Source organism: Pseudomonas sp. BCRC 81390, assembly GCF_030341915.1.
In the GTDB taxonomy this organism is placed as follows: domain Bacteria; phylum Pseudomonadota; class Gammaproteobacteria; order Pseudomonadales; family Pseudomonadaceae; genus Aquipseudomonas.
The window spans coordinates 50960-76572 of the sequence record NZ_JATAAG010000066.1 but is presented as its reverse complement, the minus strand read 5'-3'; the positions used below and the strand labels follow the sequence as shown (position 1 = coordinate 76572).

Below are 25613 nucleotides of genomic sequence, written 5' to 3'. Positions count from 1 at the left end.
AGCGGCCTTGTGCCGCGAAAGGGCGGCGAAGCGGCCCGGAATTCAGCTTCGCCGCATGAATTGCCCGGGCCGCGCTACGGCACTTTCGCGGCACAAGGCCGCTCCCACATGGCGCGTTCATCCCGCCAGCCGGGTTGCTTCAGGGTTTGGCGAGCCGGGCAATGATGCGGTCCAGCGCATTGGCAAACGCCTGCTTCTCGCGTTCGCCGTACGGCGCCTGCCCTCCCCCCACCTGGCCCTGCTCGCGCAGTTCGGTGAACAGGTTGCGCGCCGCCAGCCGGTCACCCATGTTGCGCTCGTCGAACTCGCGCCCACGCGGGTCCAGTGCTGCCACGCCCTTTTTCACCAGGCGGTCGGCCAACGGTACGTCACTGCAGATCACCAGTTCGCCGGGCACGGCGTGCTCCACCAGATAATCGTCCGCCGCGTCCATGCCGCTGGGTACCACGATCAGGCGTACGATGGCGAACGCCGGCTTGGCCACAGCCTGGCCCGCGACCATGACCACTTCGAATTTGCGCTTGAGGGCGAACTTGACGACCAGATCCTTGGCCGCCTTGGGGCAGGCGTCGGCATCGATCCACACACGCATCGGGTAACCTCGTCATTCATTCAAGGCAGCCATCATGCCTCAACGGCAGTAAAAGCTGGAGCTTGCCGCCCACCGGCGATGGCAAATTGGCGTCAATCTTTCAATTGGCGCTTATCCACCGCCGATCCCTCAGGCTACACTCGCCACAGCTCCATTGGCCTGCCCGAGTGCGCAATGAACCACCCCCACGAAATCCGTCCCGACCTTGACGAAGGCATCGACCGCAAGGAGCTGGCGACCTTGCGTGCGCGTTTCCTACAGCTCAACCAGGGCCGGCTGCAGCGCGCACTGGAAGGCCTGTCGACGCGCCAGCAACAGGTGCTGACACTGTTGCCGCTGCTGTTCCACATAAATCATCCGCTGTTGCCAGGCTATGTTTCGGGCAGCACCCCTGCCGGCGTATCAGGTTACGAGCCGGGCGCCGAGCTGCTGCTCGAGGCCCAGCGCCTGGCCCGCTCGTTCACCTACAAGGCCCGCCATGGCAACCCGCCGCGGCCGATCCACGGCCTGTTCCTGATGGGCAGCCTGGGCTCGCTGGCGCAGGCCGAGCACAGCGACATGGACCTGTGGGTGTGCCACGCGCCCAGCCTGGCCGATGAACAGCTGGGCGAACTGCGGCGCAAGTGCCAGCTGCTGGAAGCATGGGCGGAAAGCCTGGGTGCCGAGGCGCATTTCTTCCTGATCGACACCCAAGGTTTCGCCCAAGGCCAACGCGACGGCCAGCTCGGCTCCGACGATTGCGGTACCACCCAGCACTACTTGCTGCTGGACGAGTTCTACCGCACCACCATCTGGCTGGCCGGGCGCACGCCATTGTGGTGGCTGGTGCCGGTGTACCAGGAACAGCACTACCACAGCTACACCCAGACTCTGTTGTCCAAGCGCTTCATCCGCAGCCAGGACGCCCTCGACCTCGGCAGCCTGGCGAACATTCCGCCTGGCGAGTTCGTTGGCGCCGGTCTGTGGCAACTGTTCAAAGCTATCGACTCGCCCTACAAGTCGCTGCTCAAGCTGCTGCTGACCGAGGCTTATGCCAGCGAACACCCCGCCGTGCGCTGCCTGAGCCTGGACTACAAGCAGGCCGTATTCGCCAACCAGCTCGACCTCGACGCGCTGGACCCCTACGTGATGGTCTACCGTCGCATCGAACACTACCTGCTGCAGCGTGGCGAACGGGCCCGCCTGGAGTTGGTACGCCGCAGCCTGTACCTGAAGGTGAACAAGAAGCTCAGCGAGCCATCACGGACCAATGGCTGGCAACGCCGACTGCTGCAGCGCCTGACCGACGAATGGGGCTGGGACACGCGCCAACTGGCACTGCTGGACAGCCGCAACCAGTGGAAAGTCCAGCAAGTCGCCGTGGAGCGCCGTGACCTGGTAGCCGAGCTGAACCACAGTTACCGCTTTCTCAGCCAGTTCGCCCGCACCCAGAACGCCAGCAGCCGCGCCGACCAGCGTGACCTCAACGTGCTGGGTCGGCGCCTGTATGCGGCTTTCGAGCGCCGTGCCGGCAAGGTCGAAGTGATCAACCCGGGCATCGCCCCGGACCTCGCCGAAGGGACCCTGACCCTGGTCCAGGCGCCCAACCGCAAGGAGCCGGGCAGCCACCACTGGGGGCTGTACACCGGCAACCTGAGCACGCATGACGTGGAGCATTTCAGCCCATTGAAACGCTGCCGCGAGCTGATCGAACTGCTGACCTGGGCGCACCGCAACGGGGTGATCGACAGCAGCACGCGCCTGGCCTTGCACCCCGGTGTCAGCGACCTCAGCGAAATCGAGCTGTTCAACCTGGTAGGTTGTCTGCAGCAGAGCATTCCCTTGCCCTTGCCAATCGTCAGCGAGGTACGCCTGCTGCAGCCCAGTGTTGCCGACGAAGTGCTGCTGCTGGTCAACGTCGCCATCGACCCGCTGCGCCACCACCGCGACCTGAACATCCTGATGACCACCGAGCGCACCGACTCGCTGAGCTACGCCGGTGTGCGCGAAAACCTGGTACTGACCCTGGACCAGGTCACCCTCAACAGCTGGAACGAGGTGCTGGTCCAGCGCTATGACGGCGAACATGCGCTGGTGCGCTGCCTGCGCGACTTTCTCAACAGCCCGGTGCTGCATGGCCAGCGGCCACGGGTGCGGGTACGCTGCTTCTGCCAGAGCCGCGCCCAGGCCATCAGCCAGCGCGTGGAGGAAATATTCGACACGGTACAGCTGCTGCTGGACCAGGGCCAGAACCACCGCTACCTGCTGCAGGTTGCCCAGCACACCCATGTGCTTGAACTGCTGGCCGGGCACGTAAGCCTGACGACCCTGACCGACCATGAGGCATTACTGGCCTACCTTGGCGAAGAACGCAGCACCTACAGCCCCCTGTACCTGGACGCCAACGCCCTGCAGGACCACGACCTGCGCCTGGTCCTGGAACAAGGCCAGCCAGGCTGCATCCAGGTGTTCTACCGCCTGCAGGGTAGCTGGGCCGAGCTGTATGTGCTGGATGAGTACAACGCCTTGTGGCAACAGCGCCTGCCACTGCACGACGAAGCACACCTGCTGCTGCCGCTGCAGCGCTTTCTGCGCTCGGTGGTGATGCGCCGTGATGCCCGGTTGCCGATGGACACCCTGCGGCCGGCGTCACTGGACATCCATTACGCCCAATTGCTCCCATCCGGCCCGGGCAAGGCGCGCAGCAGCGAGCCGCGCCCGGCCCCTTTCGAAGGCAGCGACCAGCCCTACTACGAGGTACAGGCCATTATCCAGGCCGGGTTGGCGGGTGCTGCGCATGTGACGCTGTACTGCGACCAGCAGGAATTCTCCGAACTGGAGCATGGCGAGCAGCTGTATGCGGTAGTAGCCAGGCAGATTATCGGCCAGCGGCGCAGCGCGGGCCAGTACCGGTGCTACATCACCGACCTGGATCTGTCCGAGCTGCTGGATGACCAGTTGGGGTCGACGCAACTGTACCTGCGCTACAAGCGGGAGCTGGAGCAGGCGTTGAACGAGGGGTTGGAGCGGATATCCAGCGAATGACCGGGGCTGCCTTGCAGCCCCCTTGCAGCCCCAGGACTCAAAGGTCGAAATCGCCCGCCGCTTCCGGCTGGTACTCGACTTCCAGCAGCTTCAGCTTGAGGGTCTTGCCGCCCGGTGCCGGCCAGTCGATCTGCTCGCCCACCGACAACCCCAGCAAGGCGCAACCAATCGGCGCAAGGACCGATACCCTGCCCTCAGGCCCGGCATCCTTCGGATACACCAGGGTCAGGTGGTAATCCTTGCCGCTGGCTTCCTCACGGCAATGCACGCGCGAGTTCATGGTCACCACGCCAGCCGGTACTTCCTCATGACCGACCACCTGCTCGGCACGGTCCAGCTCGCCCATCAAGGCGAGCACACCCGGCGTACTCTCGTCGAGGCTGTCGATCAGACGCTCCAGACGCTGTACGTCCAATCGGGTGAGGATGAGGGAAGGCTTGGTGCTCATGATCCAGTCAGACTCCTTTGAACAGGCGGTTTTCAACAGGCAGATAAAGCAAAACCCCGCCCAAGGGCGGGGTTTGTAATGGCATTGCGTCACTGACGCAGAACCCGACACTACCACAGCCGGGCAAATACTCAAGCCCCTGCGATCAGTGTGCCTTAGCCTGGTCGCGCAGGGCCTGGGCTTCGCGGCAGATCTGCCGGCGCCGCTCGTCATCGGCCGAGCGCCATTCGCGAATGTGCTCTACATGGCGGTGGCAGCCGGTGCACACACGCTGCTCGTCCAGCCGGCACACGCTGATGCACGGCGACGGCACGGCAGGGCTGACGTTGCTGTAGAGCGGCCTGGGCGGCCGGGTCTGGGCACTGCTCATGTCAGATCTCGTCGAAGTCCAGCTTTTCGCCGGCCCGTTCCCAGACGATGCGTTCGAGCATTTCGCCGAGCAGCTCCTCGCTCTTCTCGCACACCCACTTGCCGCTGTCCTCGTCGTAGTCGAAGTGGAAACCACCGGAACGGTCGGCCAGCCACAGCTGGCGCAGCGGCTCCTGGCGGCTGAAGATCAGCGTACTGCCGTTGTCGAACTTGATGGTCAGGACACCCGCCGAGTTTTCCATGTCCAGGTCCAGGCCGCTCTCGTCGAACAGGTCTTCCAGGGCCTGTTGGGTAGTGTCGACCAGATCATGGAAACGCGCTTCACTCAAACTCATTACAGGAACCTCGAAATTGGCTGCGTTACTGGCATGCCGGGCAAGATACGGGCGCTTGCCGCCGAATGCAAAGTTTTAGCCATTGCCTGCAGCGGCACGAACCCGAAGCCAGCGCAGTGCCCGCAGGATCGGGAAAGGGCCGCTGCACGCGCCGAGAATAGCCCGCCCGGCGGGCCTGCCCTTGCATAGGCAAGCCGTCGGTCGCTCGGTATACTCGGGCGCAATACTGCAAATTTCTAAGGATTTCACCCATGAAGCGCCTGATTTCCTCCTTCGCGGCGCTGGTCGCTGTTGCCTGCCTCGTTTCGGCCTGCGGCCAGAAAGGTCCGCTGTACCTGCCTGAAGACGGCGATAACGGCAAAGCGCACAAGTCGCACCAGCACTCGCCAAAAGCCAAGCCGGCCCCGACGTCGGAACAGCAGCCGGAACAGCAGCCCGAGCTGCAGTCCGAGCCCGAGCAGTCGCCAGCGCAGTAAGGAAACCAGATGAACGCTTTCAACTACCGCGACGGCGAGCTGTTCGCGGAGGGCGTGGGCCTGTCGGCCATCGCCGAACGTTACGGCACCCCTACCTACGTGTATTCGCGCGCCCACATCGAGGCCCAGTACCGTAGCTACACCGACGCCCTGCAAGGCACCGAGCACCTGGTGTGCTTCGCGGTCAAGGCCAACTCCAACCTGGGCGTGCTGAACGTACTGGCACGCCTGGGCGCCGGTTTCGATATCGTCTCCGGCGGCGAGCTGGAGCGCGTATTGGCCGCTGGCGGCCGCGCCGACCGGGTGGTGTTCTCCGGTGTCGGCAAAACCCGCGAGGACATGCGCCGTGCCCTGGAAGTCGGGGTGCACTGCTTCAACGTCGAATCCACCGACGAGCTGGAACGCCTGCAAGTGGTGGCCGCCGAAATGGGCAAGGTCGCCCCGGTCTCGCTGCGGGTCAACCCGGACGTCGACGCCGGCACCCATCCGTACATCTCCACGGGGCTGAAGGAAAACAAGTTCGGTATCGCCATCGCCGACGCCGAGGCCATCTATGTGCGCGCCGCGCAGTTGCCGAACCTGGAAGTGGTCGGGGTCGACTGCCACATCGGTTCGCAGCTGACCAGCGTCGAGCCTTTCCTCGACGCCCTCGACCGCCTGCTGGTGCTGGTAGACCGCCTGGCCGAATGCGGTATCCACCTGCGCCACCTGGACCTTGGCGGCGGTGTCGGTGTGCGCTATCGCGATGAACAGCCACCCCTGGTGGCCGACTACATCAAGGCTATCCGCGAGCGCATCGGCGACCGTGACCTGGCCCTGGTATTCGAGCCGGGTCGCTACATCGTGGCCAATGCCGGCGTGCTGCTGACCCGCGTGGAATACCTCAAGCATACCGAACACAAGGACTTCGCCATCGTCGATGCGGCGATGAACGACCTGATCCGCCCGGCCTTGTACCAGGCCTGGATGGGCGTCAGCCCGGTCACCCCGCGCGAGGGTGAAGGCCGTGCCTACGACCTGGTCGGGCCGATCTGCGAGACCGGTGACTTCCTGGCCAAGGACCGTGTGCTGAACCTGGCCGAAGGCGATCTGCTGGCCGTTCAGTCTGCTGGCGCCTATGGTTTTGTCATGAGCTCCAACTACAACACCCGCGGGCGTTGCGCTGAAATCCTGGTCGACGGCGACCAGGCCTTCGAAGTTCGCCGCCGCGAGACCATCGCCGAATTGTACGCTGGCGAAAGCCTGCTACCGGAGTAAGCCCATGCTGCTGCGTTTTACCAAGATGCATGGGCTGGGCAACGACTTCATGGTCCTCGACCTGGTCAGCCAGCACGCGCACATTCAGCCCAAGCACGCCAAACAATGGGGCGACCGCCACACCGGCATCGGTTTCGACCAGTTGCTGATCGTCGAGGCGCCAAACAACCCGGAAGTGGACTTCCGCTATCGCATCTTCAATGCCGACGGCTCTGAGGTCGAACAGTGCGGCAACGGTGCGCGCTGCTTCGCCCGCTTCGTGCTGGACAAGCGCCTGACCGCGAAGAAGCGCATTCGCGTGGAAACCAAGAGCGGCATCATCGAACTGGACGTGCAGAACGACGGCCAGGTCAGTGTCGACATGGGTCCGCCACGCTTCACCCCCGCGGACATTCCCTTCATCGCCGACGAGCAGGCGCTGAGCTACCCACTGGAAGTCGACGGCCAGGTGTATCCGATTGCCGCCCTGTCCATGGGTAACCCGCATGCCGTGCTGCGGGTCGACGACGTGCGTAGCGCCCCTGTGCACCAGCTGGGGCCGAAAATCGAAAACCACCCACGCTTTCCGCAGCGGGTGAATGCCGGCTTCCTTCAGGTTATCGACCGTCACCGCGCCAACCTGCGCGTGTGGGAACGCGGCGCGGGTGAAACCCAGGCCTGCGGCACCGGCGCCTGTGCCGCTGCCGTGGCGGCGATCAGCCAGGGCTGGATGGACTCCCCGGTGTCCCTCGACCTGCCCGGTGGCCGCCTGCACATCGAATGGGCCGGCCCCGGCAAGCCCGTGCTGATGACCGGCCCAGCCGTACGCGTCTACGAAGGACAGGTTCGTCTCTAAGCGAGTAACCGCCATGACCGATCAGCCCAAGGTTGTACCCAAGCAGTCCACCGAGCTCGATGCCGATGCGGTTGTCGCCTACCTGCGCGCCCACCCTACTTTCTTCGCCGAGCACGACGAACTGCTGGTCGAACAGCGCATCCCGCACCAACGCGGCGACAGCGTGTCGCTGGTCGAGCGCCAGCTCAAGCTGCTGCGCGACCGCAACATCGAAATGCGCCACCGCCTGTCGCAACTGATGGATGTGGCCCGCGACAACGACAGGCTGTTCGACAAGACCCGCCGGCTGATCCTCGACCTGCTCGATGCCGGCAGCCTGGAAGAAGTGGTGATGGCGGTCGAAGACAGCCTGCGCCAGGAATTCCAGGTGCCCTTCGTCAGCCTGATCCTGTTCGGCGAGAACGTCGCGCCGGTCGGGCGCTGGGTCAGTAACGCCGAAGCGCAGCAGGCCATCGGCGCCCTGCTGGGCGGCGGCAAGACGGTCAGCGGCAACCTGCGCGAGCACGAGCTGGCCTTCCTGTTCGGTGAAGAACAGCGCCGGGAAGTGGGCTCCAGCGCCGTGGCTGCCCTGGAGTACCAGGGCCTGCACGGGGTGCTGGCGATCGGCAGCCGCGACCCGCAACACTACAAGAGCAGCGTCGGCACCTTGTTCCTTGGCTACATTGCCGAGGTGCTTGGCCGCGTTGTGCCACGCGTTACCCAGACCCTGCGCCCGGTACGCTGATGGAACGCCAGCTGGAGGCTTATTGCGCACACCTGCGCAACGAGCGCCAGGTGTCCGAGCACACCCTGCTGGGCTACCGTCGCGACCTGGACAAGGTGGTCGCCTACTGCAAGGAACATGGCATTGCCGGTTGGCAGGCGCTGCAGATCCAGCAGCTACGCCAGCTGATCGCCCGTCAGCACCACCACGGTCAGTCCTCGCGCAGCCTGGCCCGGCTGCTGTCGGCGGTACGTGGCCTGTACCGCTACCTGAACCGCGAAGGCTTGTGCCAGCACGACCCGGCCAGCGGCCTGAGCGCGCCCAAGGGCGAACGCCGGCTGCCCAAGGTCCTGGACACCGACCGCGCCCTGCAGCTGCTGGATGGAGGCGTCGATGACGATTTCATCGCTCGCCGTGACCAGGCCATGCTCGAACTGTTCTATTCATCGGGCCTGCGCCTGTCCGAACTGACCAACCTCGACCTCGATCACCTCGACCTTGCCGCCGGCCTGGTGCAGGTGCTGGGCAAGGGCAGCAAGACGCGCGTATTGCCAGTAGGTCGCAAGGCCCGCGAAGCGCTGCAGGCCTGGTACCGCCTGCGCGGCATCGGTAACCCGCGCGACCGGGCGGTGTTCATTACCCGCCAGGGCAACCGCATCAGCCCAAGGGCGGTCCAGCAACGGGTGAAGGTGGCAGGCGAGCGCGAGCTGGGCCAGCACCTGCACCCGCACATGCTTCGCCATTCCTTCGCCAGCCATGTGCTGGAATCGTCCCAGGACCTGCGCGCGGTGCAGGAGATGCTCGGCCATGCCGACATCGGCACCACACAGATCTACACCCACCTGGACTTCCAGCACCTGGCCGCGGTGTACGACAGCGCCCACCCTCGGGCCAAACGCAGCAAAGGCACAGACTCATGAGCATCAAGCTGATCACCTTCGACCTCGACGACACCCTGTGGGATACCGCGCCGGTAATTGCCAGCGCGGAAGTCGTGCTGCGCGATTGGCTCGAAGCCAACGCCCCAATCCTCGGCGGCGTGCCGGTGGAGCACCTGTTCGCCATTCGCGAGCGCCTGGTGCAAGCTGAACCCGGCCTGAAGCACCGCATCAGCGCCCTGCGCAGACGAGTGCTGTTCCATGCCCTGGAAGAAGTCGGCTACAGCGAAAAACATGCGCAGGAACTGGCCAACGAAGGCTTCGAAGTATTCCTGCATGCCCGCCACCAGGTGGAGATTTTCCCGGAGGTGCAGCCAGTGCTGGAGATCCTGCGCCACCATTACACCTTGGGCGTGGTCACCAACGGCAACGCCGACGTGAGCCGCCTGGGGCTGGCGGACTATTTTCGCTTTGCCCTGTGTGCCGAAGACCTCGGCATCGGCAAGCCGGACCCGGCGCCGTTCCTCGAAGCGCTGCGCCGTGGTGAAGTGGAAGCCAGTGCCGCCGTTCACATCGGCGATCACCCCGGCGACGACATCGCAGGCGCCCAGCGCGCCGGGCTGCGGGCGGTGTGGTTCAACCCGCAGGGCAAGGCCTGGGCCGGCGAACAGGCACCGGATGCCGAGATCCAGCGGCTGTCGCAGCTACCCGACGTGCTCGCGCGCTGGCGCTGACAGATTCCCCTCCGGGCCCTCGCGCTCCTACAGGAGCCGCATAGGCCTGGCCTGTACAACTGGCACAAAAAAGCCCGCAGCGACGGCGGGCTTTCTTTGCGATCAGCCACTCAGATAGGGCGGCTGCCGTACTTGTTGTCCGGCTTCTTGGGTGGGTCGGCGACCACGTTGGCTTCGACCTCCTGAACCTTGCCGCCGCGAGCGAGGAACTCTTCCATGGCCTTGGCCAGGGCATCACGTTCCTTCTGCTTGGCTTCCATGCTCGGCATCTCGTCTACCGAGACAGCCGCCTTGGACTTGCCCTTGGCAGTGGGTGCCGGGCTGCTGTCATCATCGCCGGCATCTTCGGCGACATCATCAGCCGCAGCTTCGAGGCCGTCATCAGCCTCGTCTTCGTCGCCTACTTCGAGGTCATCATTTTCCAGATCGTCGTCGCTCATGTTCTACCTCATGACTTGCGAAAAGCAGTTAGTTATAGACCAGTGCAGCCGTAGACCGGCAGCCACCAGTGAAAATTCAACTGGCCGTGGGTAAGGCCACTGCCCCAGGGTCGGCGCTCCTGATGGGAGGCGGCACCCAGCAGACCCTGCTCCTGGCAGGACCTGACAAATCCATAAGCCCCTGCTGGCCACTCGCTATTGGCAAGCCTAGCAAAGGCTGGCGAAGCGTGCGGACAACTGTCAAACACCCTTCGGCGCGCATTCTAGCGCGCCAGAAGAAAAAGCAAAGCACCCTGAACGCTCTACGTTTTGTAAGTTTTATGCCCACGTCGCAAACGTAGCGAATAAACCGTTTGCCGAACGCGAAATGCTAAAAATCGGGCAAAAAAATGCCCGGCAAGCCGGGCAAGTTTTTTTACCGCGCCGCGGTTACAGGTTGTAGCCGCGTTCGTTGTGCTGAGCCAGGTCGAGGCCGACCGACTCTTCTTCTTCGTTGACCCGCAGGCCCATCACCACGTCCAGCACCTTGAGAATCACATAGGTGACGATGGCGGTGTAGAGCACGGTCAGGATCACGCCTTTGGCCTGGATCCAGACCTGCATGCCGATATCGGTCACAGTACCGAAGCCACCCAGTGCCGGGGCCGCGAACACACCGGTGAGGATAGCGCCGACGATACCGCCGATGCCGTGCACGCCGAAGGCATCCAGCGAGTCGTCATAGCCCAGCTTGCGTTTCAGGCTGGTGGCGCAGAAGTAGCAGATCACACCGGCGGCCAAGCCGATCACCAGGGCACCCATCGGGCCGACGGTACCGGCAGCCGGGGTAATCGCGACCAGGCCGGCGACCACGCCCGAGGCGATACCCAGGGCACTCGGTTTACCGTGGCCAACCCACTCGGCGAACATCCAGCTCAGTGCAGCGGCAGCAGTCGCGATCTGGGTCACCAGCATGGCCATGCCCGCAGTACCGTTGGCGGCAGCGGCCGAACCCGCGTTGAAGCCGAACCAGCCGACCCACAGCATGGCCGCGCCGACCAGGGTATAGCCCAGGTTGTGCGGTGCCATCGGGGTGGTCGGGTAGCCCTTGCGCTTGCCCAGCACCAGGCAGCAGACCAGGCCAGCGACACCGGCGTTGATGTGCACCACGGTACCGCCAGCGAAGTCCAGTACGCCCCAGTCCCACATCAGCGCACCGTCACCGCTCCAGACCATGTGGGCGATCGGCGCGTAGACCAGGGTGAACCAGATGCCCATGAACACCAGCATCGCGGAGAACTTCATGCGCTCGGCGAAGGCACCGACGATCAGCGCCGGGGTGATGATGGCGAAGGTCATCTGGAAGGTGATGAATACCGCCTCGGGGAACAGCGCGGTGGCCGAGGTCAGGTTCCCGGGCGTGACGCCGCTGAGGAACGCCTTGGAGAAGCCACCGACGAAGGAATTGAAGTTGAGCACGCCCTTTTCCATACCGGTGGTATCGAAGGCCATGCTGTAGCCGTAGATGACCCATAGAATGCTCATCAGGCCAGTGATAGCAAAGCACTGCATCATCACCGACAGCACGTTCTTGGAACGCACCATGCCGCCATAGAACAAGGCCAGGCCTGGAATGGTCATGAACAGCACCAGCGCCGTTGCGGTCAGCATCCAGGCGGTATCGCCGGAGTTCAGCGCTGGGGCAGCGTCCTCTGCCAAGGCAAGCCCGGGCATTACGAGGGACAATAGGGCTCCTAGCCCTGCGATCTTACGCAGAGTCATGTTGTTTTCTCCTGGGGCGTTGGGTTTGGTGAGGCTTTTTTTGCGGCTTAGATCGCGTCGGTATCGGTTTCGCCGGTACGGATTCGGATCGCCTGCTCCAGATTCACCACGAAAATCTTGCCGTCACCGATCTTGCCGGTGTTGGCTGCCTTGGTGATGGCTTCGATTACCCGATCAAGGTCCTTGTCATCGATGGCGACATCGATCTTCACCTTGGGCAGGAAATCGACCACGTATTCAGCACCGCGATACAGCTCGGTGTGGCCTTTCTGCCGGCCGAAGCCTTTGACTTCGGTGACGGTGATGCCCTGCACGCCGATTTCCGACAACGACTCGCGCACGTCGTCCAGCTTGAACGGCTTGATGATGGCTGTGACTAGCTTCATGAAACTCTCTCCCGATTTGGTGGACTTGCCCCAGGAAAACAAACCCGTCTCAAGTCTAAGCGCAGCAGTTGGCTTTGTAACGCGTCGTCGGCATCCGGCTCCGCATGCGCACTGCCTGGTCACAAAGAACCGCATCAGTGCATGGCTCGCAGTGGTCTTTGCAGAAACCTTGCCAGTTCTACCAAGGCACGGGAAAACAGCGGCTTATGTCAGTGAAGCGTGCTTGGCCAGTCGCCAGCATGGGAAACATGCACAAATTCGGTGCGCAGCGGCCAGGCGTATTGCTCGAAAAATGTGCAACCACGCGCGCCTGTGGAACCGGCCACTGCGCACTCAAAGGCGAGGTTTGTGCGTGCTACACTGCCGGCCATTTCCCAGTATCAGTGGACAGCCGAACCATGCTCGCGCCCAAAGCCCTTCTCGATGCCCTGAGCGACCAGGCCTCGCGCCTGTTCAGCAGCGATACCGCCCAGCCCCGTGCCGAACTGGAAAGCCAGTTCAAGGTGCTGATGCAGGGTGCCTTCAGCAAGCTGGACCTGGTCAGCCGCGACGAATTCGACAGCCAGATGGTTGTGCTGGCGCGCACCCGTGCCCGCCTCGAAGCCCTGGAACGACAAGTAGCCGAGCTGGAAGCGCGGCTGAACCCGACATCACAGGACACGTGAATGCAGCCCTCCGATGCCTACCCGGTATTGCTGTTCTCCTACGGCACCTTGCAGGACAAGGCCGTGCAACTGGCCAATTTCGGCCGTGAGCTGACCGGCCAGGCCGACCGTATGCCTGGCTACCGCCAGGACTGGGTCGAGATAACCGACCCGGCCGTGTTGGCGACCAGCGGCAAGACCCACCACCCCATCGTCTCCCCCAGCAGCCAGGCCGACGACAGCGTGGCCGGCATGGTCTTCCAGATCAGCGAAGCAGAGCTGGCGGCAGCCGACCGCTATGAAGTCGCCGACTACAAGCGCATCGCCGTCACCCTCGCGTCGGGGCTGACGGCCTGGGTCTATGTGCGCGCCTGAATCCTCCAGGCCGCTTCCACACTCACCCGGGCGGCAACTCGCTGGCATGCAGGGTGCCGCGGAACAAGGCCGCGCCACACTGGGTGAACAAGGTCTTCACCCGGTTGCGTGAATTGAGCACCTTGGCCTGGATTTCGCCAATGGCGGAATCCTCCGGCTGCAAGGTGGCGGCCCGGTTGACCCATTCGATGGCGGCAAAGCGACTTTGTTTGCGGGTGCCGCGTCCCTGCATCCAGGCCAGCCCCAGCTCGGCGCTGGCCCGCCCGGCAATTCCGGCGTCAGGGTGCTCGACCAGGCTCAGCAGGTAGGCCACCGCCTCGGCCCGCTCCTGGGGCTCGCCAAACCGACGCAACAGGATCCCCAGGTACAGACGCGCTTGTGCGTTGGTCTGCGCATTGCCCAGCGCATCAACCAGCAGCTGCCGGACTGCCAGCATGGCACTGCGATCGTTCAGGTCTTCGTCGCCATCCATGCGCAAGCGGGCCAGGTGGTACTTGGCTTGCGGGCTGCCAGCCTGCACCGCACGCTGCAGCCAGTACCTGGCCACCTGGTCATCCAGATATTGCTCAGGGGTGTCGCCCAATTCGCCGTGATGCAATTCGTACAGGGCAAGGGCAGCCCCTGGCAGATTCAGCTCGGCGCAGCGCTCATACAGATAGCAGGCCACCTCATGCCGGTTGCCCGCCCACAGCAGCCGTGCCGCGTCGAGCACCCCGAAACCCGGCGCCAGGCCGGTGCACTGGCGCTTTACCGCAATCTGCGCCCAGGCCCTGGCCTGCTCGGCAGAACGCGGCAGGCCCCACAAGCCGAAGCGGTGCCCGGCGGCCCGCAATGCGCAGGCCGCCGCATGCGAATGGCCCTCACACAAGGACTCGATGGCGGTACGTAGCAGCTGCTTTTGATCTGCCCTGCCATCCAGCAATAGCCGCTCGACCAGGCAGCGAAAGGGCTCGGCCATGGCCGGAATGGCAGCGTGATCAGCCTGGCACGCGAAGCTCGCGGCGATATCACCCATGCCGCCAACGTGGTCGTGCAATGCATGGCTGCGCAACGCCCCACGCCAGGCCAGCAGGATGGCCCGCTCCCTTGGCCTTAGCGGGCGCTGCGACCAGGCTTCGAACACCTGCTGCCACTCGACGACAGCCTGCAGCTGATCGGCATTCGGCAGTGTCAGCCGCTCTTCGACAGGCATCCAGCGCAGTGCATTACGCAATGTCTCGTCCCACGCTTCGCACAACGGACCATTGGCCAGCAACTCGATCGCATCCAGGCTGGCGCCCCGGCGCGGCTGCAGGTACGACGCCAAGGCCTGGACCGCTTCGAAGCAGCCGGGGCGTGCGGCCAGCGCGTGGCGTAACCAGTAGTGGCGGGTATCCTTGTTTTCGCTCTCGGCCCGTCGGCCCAGGCATGCCGGTAGCGCTTGCGGCAGCTCGGCCAGGGGCTGCAGCCCATGCTTCACCAGAAACGGCGCTGCAGCTTCTTGCACTTCCACATCGGCACGGGCACTGGGGCGGAAACGCGCCGGCTGGCCTTGGAACAATTCGACCAGCCAGCCAGGCTCACCGAACTGCGCACTGATGTGCAGCATGCCAATGGCGGCGGCCACGGGCTCGGGGGAGCGGTCCATGGCCCGTAGCAGGTGCGCGGTCGCGGTTTCGCAGATCTGTTCGACGGCCAGCGAGCGCGCCGCGTTGCGCCTGCCGCTGGCCTGCACCTGGCAAGCGCGCTGGAAGCAGTGCAAGCCCATCACTACCTGGGGGTGATAAGCCTTGGGGCAAGCCTCTATCCACGCCCTGAGCACCTGGCTCAGGGCGCGGTCGCCGTGGCAATCGAGGTCGGCCAGCAGGTGCCCTTCGATAGCGGCAAGGTAGTCGGGAAACTCACCGGGCGGGGCCTGCCGCCATTGCCCTTCGAGGCTATCGAAAAAGCGGTTGAGTTCAGAGAATGCGTTGGCCTGCACCAGTTCGCGGATTACCTGGCGCGTGCGGGTGAGCGTTTGCACGGGGCACCACCTCAAAGTCCATTTGAAGGAAGCTGCGGTGCCATCCCATGGCAACCGCCGTTGCCCAACAACACTAAGCCATACCAGGCGCCTGCGCAAAGTTATTGGATCCATTCTTGTCATGCAGCATGAAGGCTGGGGACGATACCTGACTGAAAAACCCGGATGCACACTTCCTGCGCCGGCCTGGAGAGCGCTCGCTATGCTTGCACAGCCGCAGGAAGCGGCCCATTTCAGCGACAACGGAGCGTCCATGTCCCTAGCCCTCGTCCACAGCCGCGCCCAGGTGGGCGTGCAGGCACCGGCGGTCAGCGTCGAAACTCACCTGGCCAATGGCTTGCCCCATCTCACCCTGGTTGGCCTGCCGGAAACCACGGTCAAGGAAAGCAAGGACCGGGTGCGCAGCGCCATCGTCAATTCCGGGCTGAACTACCCGCCACGGCGCATTACCCAGAACCTCGCACCCGCCGACCTGCCCAAGGACGGTGGGCGTTACGACCTGGCCATCGCCCTGGGCATCCTCGCCGCCGATGGCCAGGTGCCAACGCCCCCTCTCGCCGAGCTCGAATGCCTGGGTGAACTGGCCTTGTCGGGCAAACTGCGCCCGGTGCAGGGGGTGCTGCCTGCGGCACTGGCAGCGCGCGAAGCAGGCAGGGCGCTGGTGGTGCCACGGGAGAATGCCGAGGAAGCCAGCCTGGCCGGCGGGCTGGTGGTGTATGCGGTGGGGCACCTGCTGGAGCTGGTCGCCCACCTGAACGGCCAGGTCCCGCTACCGCCTTATGCCGCCAATGGCCTGACACTGCAGCAGCGCCCCTACCCGGACCTGAGCGAAGTGCAGGGCCAACTGGCGGCCAAGCGTGCGTTGCTTCTGGCGGCGGCCGGTGCGCATAACCTGTTGTTCACCGGGCCACCCGGCACTGGCAAGACCTTGCTCGCCAGCCGACTGCCCGGGCTGCTGCCACCACTGGATGAGCATGAGGCGCTGGAAGTTGCCGCGATCCAGTCGGTCAGTGGGCATACACCTTTGAGCAGCTGGCCGCAGCGGCCTTTTCGCCATCCGCACCACTCGGCCTCCGGTCCGGCACTGGTCGGAGGCGGCAGCCGACCACAACCGGGCGAAATCACCCTCGCCCACCATGGCGTGCTGTTCCTGGACGAGTTGCCGGAATTCGAGCGGCGGGTGCTGGAAGTGCTGCGCGAACCGCTGGAATCCGGCGAGATCGTGATTGCCCGGGCCCGCGACAAGGTGCGCTTCCCCGCCCGGTTCCAGCTGGTGGCGGCAATGAACCCGTGCCCTTGCGGCTACCTGGGCGACCCCACCGGGCGCTGTCGCTGCAGCACCGAGCAGATAGCGCGGTACCGCAACAAGCTGTCCGGGCCGTTGCTGGACCGTATTGACCTGCACCTGACCGTGGCCCGCGAGAGCACCACGCTGAACAACCAGCCGTGTGGCGAGACCAGTGCCGATGTCGCAGCCAGAGTTGCCAAGGCACGGGAGGTGCAGCACAGGCGACAGGGGTGCGCGAATGCGTTTCTCGACCTGGAGGGGTTGCGCCGACACTGCGGGCTGGCAGCAGCGGACCAGGCCTGGCTGGAGGGAGCTTGTGAGCGGCTGACCCTGTCGTTGCGCGCGGCACACCGGTTATTGAAGGTGGCGCGAACGCTGGCCGATCTGGAAGGTAGCCAGGCGATTGGCCGGGCGCACCTGGCCGAGGCCCTGCAGTACCGGCCGGGGAGCAGTTAGATGTCAGGCTTGCGCTTTACCTGTTGGAGCTGGCTTGCCAGCGATGCGCCGCAAAGCAGCCCCGACATCCGTCAGGCAACCTTGCTCCGGCACAAAAACCCGGCAACCGAATAGGCCCCCGGCCCGGTCAAGGCAAGCCCGCCATAAAGGGCCACCAGCAACCAGGCAAACTGGCCCTGCTCCAGCGTCCAGTCCGGGTGCACCACCACCAGCGCTATCAGCAATACCGCAAGCACCGGCAGGCAAGCCAGACGTGCGACAACCCCCAGCATCAGCAGCAGCGGGCAGACCACTTCGGCAAATACCGCCAGCCCCAACGTCAGCGGTGCGCCCAGGCCGAAGGGATCTTCAATGCGCTGCAGCTCTGCGCTCCAGTTCAACAACTTGGGCAGGCCATGGATGAACAGCAGCAGCAAGGCGGCCATGACCCGCAGGAACAACAGGCCGCTGGCGGTCAGGCGTGGCGATGGGGCATCCAGGAAGGGCTGCAGGCGAGGCATGAGTAAGGCTCTATGGTCGATCAGCCCAGGAGCATTGCGCAGCGCCAGGCAAATTGATTGTGCAGGTGTGCTGCATTGACATGCACTCTCGGTGCGCAAGCCCGCGCCTCACCGGCTGCCGGCCAAGGCCTCTTCAACCGCCTTGAGCAGTACTTCTTCAGAAAACGGCTTACCCAGGCAGGCCAGCGCCCCCTGCCCCATCGCCGCCTGCACCGAGCCGTCATCCCAGTGCGCCGACATGCAGATCACCGGCAAGCGCCAGCTCCGCTGCGCCAGCTCACGCTGTACCTCCAGCCCGCTCATGCCCGGCATTTTCAGGTCCAGCAACACGCAGCCCGCCTCGCCCGCCAGGGGCGAGGCGAGGAAGGCTTCCCCAGCGGCAAACGTCAAGGTCTCGAACCCCGCCGAACGCAGCAGATTGGCCAGGCTTTTGCGCACTGACGCATCGTCGTCGACGATGCACACCCCTCTGCTCATGCGCCGCCCAGGCCCTCAGCTCGTGCTCCGAGGACGTTGTGCATGGCCACCAGCTCCAGCAGCGAGCGGGACTGCATCTTGTTCATGATGTTCTTCTTGTGCACCTTGGTGGTCACCTCGCTGGTGCCGATCTGCCTGGCAATCTGCTTGTGCGACAAACCGCCAACCACCAGCGAGTACACCTGGCGCTCACGCTGGGTCAGGCGCTGGTATTTTTCCTCGACCTGCCGTGCGTGGTGCCACTTGCGGCCTTCGACCACAGCGCGGGCACGCACCGCCTGCAACAGGGTCAGCAACTGGTCCTCGTCGAACGGCTTGGTGAGAAACTCCAGCGCCCCGCCACGCATGGCCTGGACGGTCATCGGTATGGTGCCGAAGCCGGTCATGAACACTATCGGCCAGGGCGACGCCAGCCGGCGCAGCGCGTCCTGGACCTCCAGGCCGCTGGTATCAGGCAGGTGCATGTCCAGCAGCAGACAGGCACAGGGGGTTTCCAGGCGGGCGTCGAACAGCGCCTCGGCACTGGCGAACAAGTGATGCGGGATATCCTGCGAGCGTAACAGGCGGCCCAAGGCGCTGCGCACCGACGGGTCGTCATCCACCACCAGCACCGGCACCGACCCGCTCAAGCGCTCATCGAGTGGCTCGACAGTTTCGGCCACGCTGCGCAACACTGCCTTGCCCAACGCCTGGCCTGGCGCCTCGAAGCTGATTTCGGCAGCCAGACGGTAGCCGCGACGCGGCACGGTCTGGATCAGGCTGCGGTCGCCAAAGGCCTTGCGCAACATCGACACCTGCACCTGCAGGTTGTTGTCCTCGACCACCGTGCCGGCCCACACCTGGCTGAACAGCTCGTCCTTGCCGACCACCCGGCCGTTGGCCCTGATCAGCGTGGCCAGTACCTCGAAAGCACGCCCACCCAACAGGATCGGCTTGCCGTCGACAAACACTTCGCGCCGCTCCAGCGACACCTGGGCATTGCCTATTCGGATCATGGCTTCCTCGCGCGGGCACCGGCATTTTCGCTGCCTGGGCAGCCTAGGCCAGCGAACGCGTTCAGACAATTATCCCGAGGGATAGGTTGGTCTGAGGACTATACAAAAGCCCGCCAGCTGCCAGGGGACGATAACGGACAACAGCGTGCCCGTTCCTGCCAAGCAAGCTGTAACCCGCATCAGCACTGGGCCCGCTGCGTATACTCGCGCCTCAGGATGTCGCTAGCGGGGGTGCTTTATGCTCGATGAACGCCTTGCCCACGGGCCCATCGATTACGACCAGTCGATCGACGAGGGCTGGCTGAACCGATGCGAGATCAGCGCGCTGGGCCAGGAAGGCGAGCTCAGCTACTTCCGCCTGCGCGACCCGGCCACCCGTCAGGCCTGGATCGCCGTGCGCGCCCCGCTCGAGGCCCCCGCCGCCTGCCAGCGCCTGGAACGTGACTACCGCCTGCAACTGGACCCACAGTGGGCGGTAGTCCCGTCGGCGTTCGTACGTTCGGCCGAAGGCCCATTGCTGGTGTACCCGGCCGGCCGCTCGGTCGCCGACCTGCTCGCCGACGGCCCGCTGGCCCTGACGCCGTTTCTGGACATCGCGGTAAATGCTGCCAATGCCCTGGCACAGGCGCACGAACACAATGTGCTGCACGGAGCGCTGCAGCCCGGGCATGTATGCCTGCATGGCCACCAGCGGGTGCGGCTGGGCTTCTTTCGCGCCGACCACGCGCAGCGGCTCAGCGACCAGGGCGCCCCGCTCGGCAACTGGGCCTACCTGGCGCCGGAGCAGGTTTGCCCGCACGGCAGCAGCAGCGACCGCCGCAGCGACATCTATGCCCTGGGCGCCATCCTCTACCAGCTATTGCTGGGCGAGCTGCCACTGGCCGGCCGCGACATCCAGCACTGGCGCCAGCTGCATGCCGGCGTACAGCCGCGGGCGGCCTGCGAAGTGAACGGCAACGTGCCACAGCCCCTCAGCCTGATCCTGGCCAAGGCTTTGGCCAAAGAGCCGGACGCCCGCTACCAGAGCGCACGCGCCCTGGCGGTCGACCTGGCTCATTGCCAGCGGCAATGGGCGGCCACCCAGACCATGGCGCCCTTTACCCCAGGTTGCGCCGACCCGGTCGCGCCCAGCCGCGTGCGCCTGTATGGCCGCAGCACCGAGCAGCAGGCAATCGCCCGGCTGCTCAAGGCCATGCGTCGCGACAGCGCGCCACAAGTCCTGCTCATCAACGGTGCAGTCGGCATGGGCAAGTCGAGCCTGGTCGAAGCCGTCCTCAAGGCCGACACCGAGGGCTACCGCGCCGTCGGCAAGTGCAACAGCCTGGCCCAGGCCGTGCCCTACACGCCATGGGTTGACATACTCGGTGCGCTGACCACCCAGTTGCTGGCCAAGAACAGCCAGGACCTGGATACCCTGCGCCGCGAGATCCTGCAGCGCATCAAAGGTCATGGCCGCCTGCTCGGCAAACTGGCCCCGGACCTGCAGCTCATTCTCGGCCCGCAGCCGCAACTGCCGGCCAAGCTCACGCGCCTCGGGTTGCACAAGGAATTGCACGCGGTCATTGAATTCCTCCAGGTTTTCAGCCGCCCTGGACAACCGCTGGTACTGTTCTTCGACGACCTGCAGTGGGCTGACGACGCCTCCCGGCAGCTACTGGCCCAATTGCTGGCGGATGCGCCCGATAACCTGCTGCTGATGTTCGCCTGCAACAACGACGCGCCCACCAGCAGCCCGCCACTGGCCATACCCGCAACGCTGCGCAGCACCACGCTGAACCTGCAACCGCTGGGTGTCGAGGCGGTAACCGCACTGATTGGCGAGCGCTACCACGTCGCCCCCGGGGACGCCTTGCCGCTGGCCGAAAGGGTTCATGACAAGACAGCCGGCAACCCGTTCTTCATCAACCAGATCCTCAAGGCGATGGTCGAAGACCAGCTGTTCACCTTCGACACCCATGCCATGCGCTGGTCGTGGTGCCTGCACGCCGTGACTCGACACTGCTACGCCGACAATGTCGCCGAGCTGATGATCCAGCGCCTGGCGCGCCTGCCCGCAGCGCAACGCGACCTGTTACGGGTCGCCAGCGCGGCGGGCGGCCGCTGCGATCAGCACCTGCTGCGGCAGGTGCTCGTCCAACCGCCAGGCGAACCGTTGAAAGCCTTGATTGGCGCGGGTTTCCTGCAACCAGGGGCGAACGGTTTGTGCTTCACCCATGACCGGGTGATGGAAGCCGCCTACGCGCTCACCCCGGCGTCCGAGCGCGCCTCGCTGCATGCCCGCATTGCCCTGGCCATGCGCCAGGCCTGGGCAGGCCGCCTGCACGAGGTACTGTTCGAGCTCGCCAGCCAGCTGCAACGCGCCAGCCCGTGCGGGTTTGCAGCGGACGACTGCGAAGCGTTCCTGCAGCTTCTGCGCGAAGCGGCATCACGTGCACGCGACCGTGGCGCCTTCGAGCAAACCGCTGATTACCTGCATACCGCCGAGCAGTTGCTGCAGCACGGCGCCTCGCTGGAAAGCCGCACCACCCATGGCTTTGCCATCGCCTGCATGGCGACGGAGTGCGACATTCAGCTATCGCGGACGAGCAGCGCCGAAGCCCGCCTGACGGAATGCCGCCAGCACGCACACTCGGCGTTGGACCAGGCACGGGTGTGCCGCCTGCAAGCATTGCTGTGCACCTTGCGCGGCGACTATCAGGTGGCCATCGACAGCGCCCTGTCCGGCCTGGACCTGCTGGGTATAAACCCGGCGCGGGGCGTCGACTGGCAACAGGCCGAGGCCTGTCATGCCCATGTACAAGCTCTGGTCGAACAGAAAGGCCGGCATTGCCTGGAGTCACTGCCACGCACCGACTCAGAGGAAGTGACGGTCGCCATCAGCCTGCTGGCCACGCTGTCATCCTCGTTTTTCGTAAAGGACGACATCTGTTTCCTGCACCTGGCCAAGCTCATGGAAATGTCGCTGCAGCATGGCGTCGCCCCGGGCAGCACCTACGGCATGGCCTGGTACGGGGTGATGATTGCCGAGCGTTTCGGTGCCTACCATGACGGCCATGCCTATTGCCTGGCCGCGCTCAAGCTGATCGAGCGGCACGGTCTCGAGGCCGACCTGACCAGTGCCCTGCTGGCCCTGGACCAGGTCAGCGCCTGGACCTCGCCCATGGAGTTCGCCCGCCGCACCGCGCTCGACGCAATCCACTCGGCGCGCCTGAGCGGCGACCTGGCGATGAGCTGCTACGCCTGCAACCACCTGGTTTCCGACTCGCTGTTCATGGGCCGCTACCTGCCGGAAGTGGTCGAGGAAGTGGCGCAAGGCCTGGCCACCGTGCGGCGCCACGGCTACCACGATGTCGAACAGATCCTGCAGGCCCAGCAAGCGTTCGTCGCCATCCTCGGCGGTATGCCCGGCCAGGCCTCGGCCGCTTCTTCAAAATCCCCTACCACGCGGTTCTTCCAGCACCTGTTCGCCGGCATGGGCGCCTTCTACATGGGCAATATCGCGCAGGCCATGCGCAACCTCGCATTGACCGCTGACAACGCCTGGGCTGCACCGGCACACATCAACCTGGCCGACTACCACCTGTTCCGCGGCCTGGCGCTGGGCAGCCCGGAGGCCCCCGGCAACCAGGCCGACAAGCTGCGCGAGCTGCATACCCTGCGCGAGCGCTTCAGCCGCTGGGCCGGCTTCAACCCGGCCACCTTCCGCAACAAGCTGCTGCTGATCGAGGGCGTGATCGCCAAGCTCGAAGGCGACGGCCTGGCTGCGATCCGCTGCTTCGACCAGGCGCAGATCGCCGCTACTGCCGCCGGTTTCATCCACGAGCAGGCGCTGGCCCATGAACAACTGGCCGAGGTGTGCATTCCCAGCGGCCTTATTTCCGGGGCCAACCTGCACCTGCGTATCGCCCGCGACTGCTTCCATATCTGGGGCGCGAGCGGCAAGGTGCACCAACTGGAGACGCTGCATCCATTCCTGCGCACCCAGCCGATCCAGGAGACCTATCGCGCCACCCAACAGGCCAGGCTGGACCTGGAAGCCGGTATCGAAGCCGCGCGGGCGTTGTCCGAGGAAGTGCTGCTCGAAGGCCTGATCGAAACCCTGATGGGCCACCTGACCCAGCACTCCGGCGCCGACCACGGCGCGCTGCTGATCGTCAGCGGTGCCGAGTTCCAGATGGCCGCCCTCGCCTACATCGATGATGACGGACTGCACGTGAGCATGGACAACTGCCAGAGGTTCATGACCCAGGCGCCGCTGTCGGTCATCAACGCCACCATGCGCACCCGCAAGCCGCTGGTACTCAACGATGCCATCAGCGATTGCCCGGAGGCTTTCCGCCCGCAGTTGCAGGCACGCAACGCCCGCTCGGTGCTGTGCCTGCCGCTGGTAATCCAGGGCGTGCTGATCGGCCTGGTATACCTGGAAAACCGCCTGGTGCCGAACCTGTTCGGCAGCCAGCGCCTGGCCATGCTGGAAATTCTCGCCTCACAGGCAGCGGTGTCGCTGCAAACCGCCAAGTTCTATACCCGCCTCGCCGAAGACAACCAGACGCGCGCCCAGATGGAAGCCGAATTGCGCCGCTCGCGGGCCGAATTGGCGCGCAGCGCACACCTGCAGGTGATGAACGAGCTGTCGGCCTCCATCGCCCATGAAATCAGCCAGCCGCTGCTGGGCATCGCTTCCAACGCCGCGGCCAGCCTGCGCTGGCTGAAGCGCGCCGAGCCCAACCTGGAAGAAGCGATTGCCGGCCTGGAAGACATCCGCAATGACAGCGAACGGGCCGCCAACATCGTGCGGGCGCTGCGGGCGCTGGCCAAGCAGTCGCCGATGCAACTCAAGGCGGTGCAGCTGGACGAGCTGATCCGCGAGGTGGTGCGCCTGACCTCGGCCGATGCCGCCAGGAGCCGGGTCGACGTGCAGACGCAGTTGCAAGCCGGGGTGTGCGTGACAGCCGACCCGGTGCAGTTGCAGCAACTGATATACAACCTGATCACCAATGCCCTGGAGGCACTGGCGGGGTATCGCAGTGATGGCGTGCTGCAGATTGCCTCGGCGCTGGTCGAGGGTGGCGTGGCGATCTGTGTGGACGACAACGGGCCGGGGATTGCCGCAGACGAGCGCGAGCGTGTCTTCGATGCGTTTCATACCACCAAGACCGGTGGCATGGGCATGGGTCTGGCGATCTGCAGCTCGGTGGCCCAGGCGCACGGCGGGCAATTGCAGGCGCTGGTGTCGCAGCTGGGTGGGTGCCGGATTCGTTTCACTTTGCCTGTGAATTCTTCTTGAGCCTGTACCGGCCCTTTCGCGGGTGAACCCGCTCCCATAGGAACTACACGGAACTCAAGAGCTGTGATGTACCTGTGGGAGCGGGTTCACCCGCGAAGAGGCCGGTACGGGTTTGCATCAACGGGCGCTCAGGGCCGCATAGCTGTTCATCAGGTTGCGGTAGTTGGGGATGCGCTGCGACAGCAGGTTGCCCAGCCCTTCGATATCGTTGCGCCAGTCGCGGTGCAGCTCACAGGCCACCGAGAACCAGTTCATCATCTGCGCACCTGCCTGGGTCATGCGCACCCAGGCTGCCTGCTGCACGGTCTCGTTGAAGGTGCCCGAGGCATCGGTCACCACGAACACTTCAAAACCTTCCGCCAGCGCCGACAGGGTCGGGAAAGCCACGCACACATCGGTCACCACACCGGCGATGATCAGCTGCTTGCGGCCAGTGGCCTTGATTGCCTTGACGAAGTCTTCATTGTCCCAGGCGTTGATCTGGCCCGGGCGGGCGATGTATGGCGCGTCCGGGAACATTTCTTTCAGCTCGGGCACCAGCGGGCCGTTCGGGCCTTGCTCGAAGCTGGTGGTGAGGATGGTCGGCAGGCCGAAGAACTTGGCCAGGTCGCCCAGGGCCAGCACGTTGTTCTTGAACTCGTTGGGCGAAAAGTCCTGCACCAGCGAGATCAGGCCGGTCTGGTGGTCGACCAGCAGCACCACGGCGTCGTCTTTGTTCAAGCGCTTGTAATCGGGTTGGCTCATGGGGGTGACTCCTTGGGTTGGGATAACGGGCCGGCCCTGTCCGCAGGGGTTATACCGGCGGATAGCTTCGGCTTAAGAAAGTACCTGCGCCTGGCGCCACGCCTTCGGCGGCTGGCCGACCAGGCGGCTGAAAGCGCGGGTGAAATGGGCCTGGTCGCAAAAGCCGCATTCCAGGCTCACGTGGGTGATGGGCGCTTCGGTCGCGAGCAGGCGCTTGGCCTTTTCCATGCGCGCCAGCAGGCGCCAGGCCTGGGGCGACAGGCCGGTAGCCACTTTGAACGCGCGGGAGAAATGGCTACGAGTGAGGTTGCATACCGCGGCGATCTCGATGATCGACAACGGGCTGTGCAACATCAGTTCCTTGGCCCGGCGCAGCCGCGCGGGCGTTAGTGCGCCGGGGGTTTGCAGCGGCGCTTCGGGCGTCCCAGGGTGCATGGCGACTCTCCTGTTCAATGAAGAAAGTCTCGCCCCCGGCGCATGACAAAGTCCTGAGCCAAACCTGAATTGTTGTTAATTGTGCGTTGCTGGCCCAGGCCGTTTTGCCGATACCATAAGATGCGTTTCGTATTCAGCTTCTGGCCGCTGCCAGCGGCCGGCATTCAAGGCG

23 protein-coding genes and 1 pseudogene are annotated in these 25613 nt (G+C 64.7%); 11 read left to right on the top strand and 13 right to left on the bottom strand.

From position 1 onward, the window contains the following. Positions 1-139: 139 nt before the first annotated feature. Positions 140-592: a YaiI/YqxD family protein gene (locus QSV36_RS17000; protein WP_289133452.1), complete on the bottom strand. Its 453-nt coding sequence runs from the start codon at positions 590-592 to the stop codon at positions 140-142. Between the two features lie 174 nt (positions 593-766). On the opposite strand from QSV36_RS17000, the gene QSV36_RS16995 reads away from it, so the two are divergent. Beyond that, complete coding sequence (locus QSV36_RS16995) at positions 767-3616, top strand: class I adenylate cyclase (RefSeq protein WP_289133451.1); 2850 nt, start codon at positions 767-769, stop codon at positions 3614-3616. Between the two features lie 37 nt (positions 3617-3653). Here the strand turns inward: QSV36_RS16995 and rnk are convergent, their stop codons facing one another. From rnk to cyaY, 3 genes are all read right to left on the bottom strand, one after another. Further along, complete coding sequence (gene rnk, locus QSV36_RS16990; protein ID WP_225779709.1) at positions 3654-4064, bottom strand: nucleoside diphosphate kinase regulator; 411 nt, start codon at positions 4062-4064, stop codon at positions 3654-3656. Positions 4065-4209: 145 nt separating this feature from the next. Next, entirely contained in the window at positions 4210-4434 is a 225-nt protein-coding gene (locus QSV36_RS16985; RefSeq protein ID WP_289133450.1) for a DUF1289 domain-containing protein, read from the bottom strand. A 1-nt stretch (position 4435) separates the two neighbouring features. After that, positions 4436-4768: an iron donor protein CyaY gene (cyaY, locus tag QSV36_RS16980; protein WP_186684100.1), complete on the bottom strand. Its 333-nt coding sequence runs from the start codon at positions 4766-4768 to the stop codon at positions 4436-4438. Between the two features lie 251 nt (positions 4769-5019). Between cyaY and lptM the strand changes: the two genes are divergently transcribed. Genes lptM through QSV36_RS16950 form a run of 6 tightly spaced genes read left to right on the top strand, consistent with a single transcriptional unit; the run spans position 5020 to position 9651 of the window. Beyond that, positions 5020-5244, top strand: a complete 225-nt coding sequence (gene lptM / locus QSV36_RS16975) for an LPS translocon maturation chaperone LptM (RefSeq protein WP_225779712.1) — start codon at positions 5020-5022, stop codon at positions 5242-5244. Between the two features lie 9 nt (positions 5245-5253). Next, positions 5254-6501 carry a diaminopimelate decarboxylase gene (lysA, locus tag QSV36_RS16970; protein ID WP_289133449.1) on the top strand — a complete coding sequence of 416 codons (1248 nt, stop codon included), beginning with the start codon at positions 5254-5256 and terminating at the stop codon, positions 6499-6501. Between the two features lie 4 nt (positions 6502-6505). Beyond that, entirely contained in the window at positions 6506-7336 is an 831-nt protein-coding gene (gene dapF / locus QSV36_RS16965) for a diaminopimelate epimerase (protein ID WP_289133448.1), read from the top strand. A 13-nt stretch (positions 7337-7349) separates the two neighbouring features. Next, positions 7350-8060, top strand: a complete 711-nt coding sequence (locus QSV36_RS16960) for a DUF484 family protein (RefSeq protein ID WP_289133447.1) — start codon at positions 7350-7352, stop codon at positions 8058-8060. Beyond that, complete coding sequence (xerC, locus tag QSV36_RS16955; protein ID WP_289133446.1) at positions 8060-8959, top strand: tyrosine recombinase XerC; 900 nt, start codon at positions 8060-8062, stop codon at positions 8957-8959. The genes QSV36_RS16960 and xerC overlap by 1 nt, the downstream gene beginning before the upstream one ends. Further along, a complete protein-coding gene (locus tag QSV36_RS16950) occupies positions 8956-9651 on the top strand; it encodes an HAD family hydrolase (protein ID WP_289133445.1) in 696 nt (231 codons plus the stop codon). The genes xerC and QSV36_RS16950 overlap by 4 nt, the downstream gene beginning before the upstream one ends. 110 nt (positions 9652-9761) lie before the next feature. On the opposite strand, the gene sutA is transcribed toward QSV36_RS16950, so the two are convergent. The 3 genes from sutA to glnK form a co-directional block, all read right to left on the bottom strand. Further along, positions 9762-10091, bottom strand: a complete 330-nt coding sequence (gene sutA / locus QSV36_RS16945) for a dormancy-specific transcriptional regulator SutA (RefSeq protein ID WP_170033703.1) — start codon at positions 10089-10091, stop codon at positions 9762-9764. 429 nt (positions 10092-10520) lie between these two features. After that, entirely contained in the window at positions 10521-11852 is a 1332-nt protein-coding gene (locus QSV36_RS16940) for an ammonium transporter (RefSeq protein WP_289133444.1), read from the bottom strand. Positions 11853-11899: 47 nt separating this feature from the next. After that, complete coding sequence (glnK, locus tag QSV36_RS16935) at positions 11900-12238, bottom strand: P-II family nitrogen regulator (RefSeq protein ID WP_002555808.1); 339 nt, start codon at positions 12236-12238, stop codon at positions 11900-11902. Positions 12239-12636: 398 nt separating this feature from the next. On the opposite strand from glnK, the gene QSV36_RS16930 reads away from it, so the two are divergent. Together QSV36_RS16930 and QSV36_RS16925 are read left to right on the top strand one after the other, a co-directional pair. Further along, positions 12637-12903 (top strand): accessory factor UbiK family protein, encoded by a 267-nt coding sequence (locus tag QSV36_RS16930; protein WP_289133443.1) that lies wholly within the window; start codon positions 12637-12639, stop codon positions 12901-12903. Then, positions 12904-13257, top strand: coding sequence for a gamma-glutamylcyclotransferase family protein (locus QSV36_RS16925; protein WP_289133442.1), 354 nt, complete (start codon positions 12904-12906; stop codon positions 13255-13257). On the opposite strand, the pseudogene QSV36_RS16920 reads toward QSV36_RS16925, so the two are convergent. After that, positions 13211-15259: pseudogene (locus QSV36_RS16920) on the bottom strand (DUF4034 domain-containing protein). The gene QSV36_RS16925 and the pseudogene QSV36_RS16920 overlap by 47 nt on opposite strands. A 253-nt stretch (positions 15260-15512) precedes the next feature. Here QSV36_RS16920 and QSV36_RS16915 point away from each other — a divergent pair. Then, a complete protein-coding gene (locus QSV36_RS16915; RefSeq protein WP_289133440.1) occupies positions 15513-17003 on the top strand; it encodes a YifB family Mg chelatase-like AAA ATPase in 1491 nt (496 codons plus the stop codon). A 71-nt stretch (positions 17004-17074) separates the two neighbouring features. On the opposite strand, the gene QSV36_RS16910 is transcribed toward QSV36_RS16915, so the two are convergent. The 3 genes from QSV36_RS16910 to QSV36_RS16900 form a co-directional block, all read right to left on the bottom strand. Beyond that, positions 17075-17503, bottom strand: coding sequence for a DoxX family protein (locus QSV36_RS16910; RefSeq protein WP_289133439.1), 429 nt, complete (start codon positions 17501-17503; stop codon positions 17075-17077). Positions 17504-17611: 108 nt separating this feature from the next. Continuing rightward, positions 17612-17980, bottom strand: a complete 369-nt coding sequence (locus QSV36_RS16905) for a response regulator transcription factor (RefSeq protein WP_289133438.1) — start codon at positions 17978-17980, stop codon at positions 17612-17614. Beyond that, positions 17977-18975 carry a response regulator gene (locus tag QSV36_RS16900; protein ID WP_289133437.1) on the bottom strand — a complete coding sequence of 333 codons (999 nt, stop codon included), beginning with the start codon at positions 18973-18975 and terminating at the stop codon, positions 17977-17979. The genes QSV36_RS16905 and QSV36_RS16900 overlap by 4 nt, the downstream gene beginning before the upstream one ends. Positions 18976-19213: 238 nt before the next feature. Between QSV36_RS16900 and QSV36_RS16895 the strand changes: the two genes are divergently transcribed. Next, positions 19214-24262, top strand: coding sequence for a trifunctional serine/threonine-protein kinase/ATP-binding protein/sensor histidine kinase (locus QSV36_RS16895; RefSeq protein WP_289133436.1), 5049 nt, complete (start codon positions 19214-19216; stop codon positions 24260-24262). A gap of 117 nt (positions 24263-24379) precedes the next feature. Here the strand turns inward: QSV36_RS16895 and ycaC are convergent, their stop codons facing one another. Both ycaC and QSV36_RS16885 read right to left on the bottom strand, forming a co-directional pair. Continuing rightward, on the bottom strand, positions 24380-25006 hold the full coding sequence (gene ycaC, locus QSV36_RS16890; protein ID WP_004375560.1) for an isochorismate family cysteine hydrolase YcaC: 627 nt from the start codon (positions 25004-25006) through the stop codon (positions 24380-24382). 72 nt (positions 25007-25078) lie between these two features. Next, a complete protein-coding gene (locus QSV36_RS16885; RefSeq protein WP_170033726.1) occupies positions 25079-25441 on the bottom strand; it encodes a helix-turn-helix domain-containing protein in 363 nt (120 codons plus the stop codon). Positions 25442-25613 lie beyond the last annotated feature (172 nt).